The 5,535-nt window shown below is 48.7% G+C and carries 2 tRNA genes and 3 rRNA genes; all 5 read left to right on the top strand.

The features are described from left to right. The first annotated feature begins 163 nt into the window (after positions 1 to 163). The 5 genes from ACTJJG_RS18930 (at position 164) to rrf (ending at position 5,512) form a co-directional block, all read left to right on the top strand. Positions 164 to 1,701: ribosomal RNA gene (locus tag ACTJJG_RS18930) — 16S ribosomal RNA — on the top strand. 59 nt (positions 1,702 to 1,760) lie between these two features. Further along, a tRNA-Ile gene (locus ACTJJG_RS18925) sits at positions 1,761 to 1,837 on the top strand. A 55-nt stretch (positions 1,838 to 1,892) separates the two neighbouring features. Then, positions 1,893 to 1,968: transfer RNA gene (locus tag ACTJJG_RS18920), tRNA-Ala, on the top strand. 352 nt (positions 1,969 to 2,320) lie between these two features. Next, positions 2,321 to 5,211, top strand: a 23S ribosomal RNA gene (locus tag ACTJJG_RS18915). Positions 5,212 to 5,397: 186 nt separating this feature from the next. Then, positions 5,398 to 5,512: ribosomal RNA gene (gene rrf, locus ACTJJG_RS18910) — 5S ribosomal RNA — on the top strand. The 16S, 23S and 5S rRNA genes sit together here with 2 tRNA genes alongside, the layout of an rRNA operon. Positions 5,513 to 5,535: the final 23 nt, after the last annotated feature.

Genomic DNA, 5,535 nt, shown 5'->3' with positions numbered 1-5,535 from the left:
AATTGAAGAACAACTTGTGTGGATTTTTACTGATTGATTAATCGAAATAATTTTCATTGATTGATTGGTTTAAATTACTCGAAGTTTATTTGAGCGAAATTTAAGTCAGTAATTGATGAGCCAGAATTGGCACCTTGTCTTTAAATAAGGTGCAAAATGATTTTAACTGAAGAGTTTGATCATGGCTCAGATTGAACGCTGGCGGCAGGCTTAACACATGCAAGTCGAGCGGAGAGAGGTAGCTTGCTACTGATCTTAGCGGCGGACGGGTGAGTAATGCTTAGGAATCTGCCTATTAGTGGGGGACAACATTTCGAAAGGAATGCTAATACCGCATACGTCCTACGGGAGAAAGCAGGGGATCTTCGGACCTTGCGCTAATAGATGAGCCTAAGTCGGATTAGCTAGTTGGTGGGGTAAAGGCCTACCAAGGCGACGATCTGTAGCGGGTCTGAGAGGATGATCCGCCACACTGGGACTGAGACACGGCCCAGACTCCTACGGGAGGCAGCAGTGGGGAATATTGGACAATGGGCGCAAGCCTGATCCAGCCATGCCGCGTGTGTGAAGAAGGCCTTATGGTTGTAAAGCACTTTAAGCGAGGAGGAGGCTACTTTAGTTAATACCTAGAGATAGTGGACGTTACTCGCAGAATAAGCACCGGCTAACTCTGTGCCAGCAGCCGCGGTAATACAGAGGGTGCAAGCGTTAATCGGATTTACTGGGCGTAAAGCGCGCGTAGGCGGCTAATTAAGTCAAATGTGAAATCCCCGAGCTTAACTTGGGAATTGCATTCGATACTGGTTAGCTAGAGTGTGGGAGAGGATGGTAGAATTCCAGGTGTAGCGGTGAAATGCGTAGAGATCTGGAGGAATACCGATGGCGAAGGCAGCCATCTGGCCTAACACTGACGCTGAGGTGCGAAAGCATGGGGAGCAAACAGGATTAGATACCCTGGTAGTCCATGCCGTAAACGATGTCTACTAGCCGTTGGGGCCTTTGAGGCTTTAGTGGCGCAGCTAACGCGATAAGTAGACCGCCTGGGGAGTACGGTCGCAAGACTAAAACTCAAATGAATTGACGGGGGCCCGCACAAGCGGTGGAGCATGTGGTTTAATTCGATGCAACGCGAAGAACCTTACCTGGCCTTGACATAGTAAGAACTTTCCAGAGATGGATTGGTGCCTTCGGGAACTTACATACAGGTGCTGCATGGCTGTCGTCAGCTCGTGTCGTGAGATGTTGGGTTAAGTCCCGCAACGAGCGCAACCCTTTTCCTTATTTGCCAGCGAGTAATGTCGGGAACTTTAAGGATACTGCCAGTGACAAACTGGAGGAAGGCGGGGACGACGTCAAGTCATCATGGCCCTTACGGCCAGGGCTACACACGTGCTACAATGGTCGGTACAAAGGGTTGCTACCTAGCGATAGGATGCTAATCTCAAAAAGCCGATCGTAGTCCGGATTGGAGTCTGCAACTCGACTCCATGAAGTCGGAATCGCTAGTAATCGCGGATCAGAATGCCGCGGTGAATACGTTCCCGGGCCTTGTACACACCGCCCGTCACACCATGGGAGTTTGTTGCACCAGAAGTAGCTAGCCTAACTGCAAAGAGGGCGGTTACCACGGTGTGGCCGATGACTGGGGTGAAGTCGTAACAAGGTAGCCGTAGGGGAACCTGCGGCTGGATCACCTCCTTAACGAAAGATTGACGATTGGTAAGAATCCACAACAAGTTGTTCTTCATAGATGTATCTGAGGGTCTGTAGCTCAGTTGGTTAGAGCACACGCTTGATAAGCGTGGGGTCACAAGTTCAAGTCTTGTCAGACCCACCATGACTTTGACTGGTTGAAGTTATAGATAAAAGATACATGACTGATGATGTAAGCTGGGGACTTAGCTTAGTTGGTAGAGCGCCTGCTTTGCACGCAGGAGGTCAGGAGTTCGACTCTCCTAGTCTCCACCAGAACTTAAGAGAAGTTCGGATTACAGAAATTAGTAAATAAAGATTTAGATCTTGGTTTATTAACTTCTGTGATTTAAGTATCACGGTATTAAGCATGACCTGACGAAGGCGTGTTTATTCATTAACAGATTGGCAAAATTGAGTCTGAAATAAATTGTTCACTCAAGAGTTTAGATTAAGCAATTAATCTAGATGAATTGAGAACTAGCAAATTAACTGAATCAAGCGTTTTGGTATATGAATTTAGATTGAAGCTGTACAGTGTTTAAGTACACAGACAACAGATAGTAGCGATGAAGAATCGCACGGACAACACTCACTTGTAGGTGTTGACGACTGTTTGGGGTTGTATAGTCAAGTAATTAAGTGCATGTGGTGGATGCCTTGGCAGTCAGAGGCGATGAAAGACGTGATAGCCTGCGAAAAGCTCCGGGGAGGCGGCAAATATCCTTTGATCCGGAGATTTCTGAATGGGGGAACCCACCTACTTTAAGGTAGGTATTGCAACATGAATACATAGTGTTGCAAGGCGAACGAGGGGAAGTGAAACATCTCAGTACCCTTAGGAAAAGAAATCAATTGAGATTCCCTCAGTAGCGGCGAGCGAACGGGGATCAGCCCATTAAGTTATGTGTGTTTTAGTGGAACGCTCTGGGAAGTGCGAACGTAGAGGGTGATATTCCCGTACACGAAAGGGCACACATAATGATGACGAGTAGGGCGAGGCACGTGAAACCTTGTCTGAATATGGGGGGACCATCCTCCAAGGCTAAATACTCCTGACTGACCGATAGTGAACCAGTACCGTGAGGGAAAGGCGAAAAGAACCCCTGTGAGGGGAGTGAAATAGATCCTGAAACCGCATGCATACAAGCAGTGGGAGCACCTTCGTGGTGTGACTGCGTACCTTTTGTATAATGGGTCAGCGACTTATATTCAGTAGCGAGGTTAACCGTATAGGGGAGCCGTAGAGAAATCGAGTCTTAATAGGGCGTTTAGTTGCTGGGTATAGACCCGAAACCAGGCGATCTATCCATGAGCAGGTTGAAGGTTGGGTAACACTAACTGGAGGACCGAACCCACTGTCGTTGAAAAGCCAGGGGATGACTTGTGGATAGGGGTGAAAGGCTAATCAAGCCTGGTGATAGCTGGTTCTCCCCGAAAGCTATTTAGGTAGCGCCTCGGACGAATACCATAGGGGGTAGAGCACTGTTTCGGCTAGGGGGTCATCCCGACTTACCAAACCGATGCAAACTCCGAATACCTATGAGTACTATCCGGGAGACAGACTGCGGGTGCTAACGTCCGTAGTCAAGAGGAAAACAATCCAGACCGCCAGCTAAGGCCCCAAAATCATAGTTAAGTGGGAAACGATGTGGGAAGGCATAGACAGCTAGGAGGTTGGCTTAGAAGCAGCCACCCTTTAAAGAAAGCGTAATAGCTCACTAGTCGAGTCGGCCTGCGCGGAAGATGTAACGGGGCTAAAACTATGTGCCGAAGCTGCGGATTTGACATTAGTCAAGTGGTAGGGGAGCGTTCTGTAAGCCGATGAAGGTGTATTGAGAAGTATGCTGGAGGTATCAGAAGTGCGAATGCTGACGTGAGTAACGACAAAACGGGTGAAAAACCCGTTCGCCGAAAGACCAAGGGTTCCAGTCCAACGTTAATCGGGGCTGGGTGAGTCGACCCCTAAGGCGAGGCCGAAAGGCGTAGTCGATGGGAAATTGGTTAATATTCCAATACTTCTGTGTAATGCGATGAGAGGACGGAGAAGGTTAAGTCAGCCTGGCGTTGGTTGTCCAGGTGGAAGGATGTAGGTATGTATCTTAGGCAAATCCGGGGTACTCTATACTGAGATCCGATAGCAAGCTGTACTTGTACAGTGAAGTGGCTGATACCATGCTTCCAGGAAAAGTCTCTAAGCTTCAGTTACACAGGAATCGTACCCGAAACCGACACAGGTGGTCAGGTCGAGTAGACCAAGGCGCTTGAGAGAACTCTGCTGAAGGAACTAGGCAAAATGGTACCGTAACTTCGGGAGAAGGTACGCTGTTGTTGGTGATGGAACTTGCTTCCTGAGCTGACGACAGCCGCAGAAACCAGGCCGCTGCAACTGTTTATTAAAAACATAGCACTCTGCAAACACGAAAGTGGACGTATAGGGTGTGATGCCTGCCCGGTGCTGGAAGGTTAATTGATGGGGTTAGCGTAAGCGAAGCTCTTGATCGAAGCCCCAGTAAACGGCGGCCGTAACTATAACGGTCCTAAGGTAGCGAAATTCCTTGTCGGGTAAGTTCCGACCTGCACGAATGGCATAATGATGGCGGCGCTGTCTCCAGCAGAGGCTCAGTGAAATCGAAATCGCTGTGAAGATGCAGTGTACCCGCGGCTAGACGGAAAGACCCCGTGAACCTTTACTGCAGCTTGACACTGAACTTTGACCTTACTTGTGTAGGATAGGTGGGAGGCTTTGAAGTTGGAACGCTAGTTCCAATGGAGCCGTCCTTGAAATACCACCCTGGTAATGTTGAGGTTCTAACTCTGTCCCGTTATCCGGGACGAGGACCGTGTCTGGTGGGTAGTTTGACTGGGGCGGTCTCCTCCTAAAGAGTAACGGAGGAGTACGAAGGTGCGCTCAGCGTGGTCGGAAATCACGCGTAGAGTATAAAGGCAAAAGCGCGCTTAACTGCGAGACCCACAAGTCGAGCAGGTACGAAAGTAGGTCTTAGTGATCCGGTGGTTCTGTATGGAAGGGCCATCGCTCAACGGATAAAAGGTACTCTGGGGATAACAGGCTGATACCGCCCAAGAGTTCATATCGACGGCGGTGTTTGGCACCTCGATGTCGGCTCATCTCATCCTGGGGCTGAAGCAGGTCCCAAGGGTATGGCTGTTCGCCATTTAAAGAGGTACGCGAGCTGGGTTTAGAACGTCGTGAGACAGTTCGGTCCCTATCTACCGTGGGCGCTGGAAATTTGAGAGGATCTGCTCCTAGTACGAGAGGACCAGAGTGGACGAACCTCTGGTGTACCGGTTGTGACGCCAGTCGCATCGCCGGGTAGCTATGTTCGGAAGGGATAACCGCTGAAAGCATCTAAGCGGGAAGCCTACCTCAAGATAAGATTTCCCTAGGAATTTATTCCTCTAAAGAGCCGTTCGAGACTAGGACGTTGATAGGTTGGATGTGGAAGCATAGTGATATGTGAAGCTGACCAATACTAATTGCTCGTGAGGCTTGACTATACAACACCCAAGCAGTTGTATATGAAGCATCAATCGATTCATAAACATGCAAAGCAACTTGATTTAGTTATACTACTAGCTAAAATGAACAAATAAAGTAAGATTCAATCAGCCCGTCTGTCAAGATTTGGAAAACGCAACGTATCACACAGTGAATAAAACGAAGCAAGTATCCATACCAGTTGTGCTGGCGACCATAGCAAGAGTGAACCACCTGATCCCTTCCCGAACTCAGAAGTGAAACCTCTTAGCGCTGATGGTAGTGTGGGGTTACCCATGTGAGAGTAAGTCATCGCCAGCTCATTATTCTAAACACCCCCGTTC

The sequence above is a fragment of the Acinetobacter sp. 22512 genome (assembly GCF_052044755.1).
Lineage (GTDB): Bacteria > Pseudomonadota > Gammaproteobacteria > Pseudomonadales > Moraxellaceae > Acinetobacter > Acinetobacter pittii.
The sequence above is the reverse complement of the archived record's forward strand: the minus strand, read 5'-3'. Positions and strand labels throughout refer to the sequence as shown.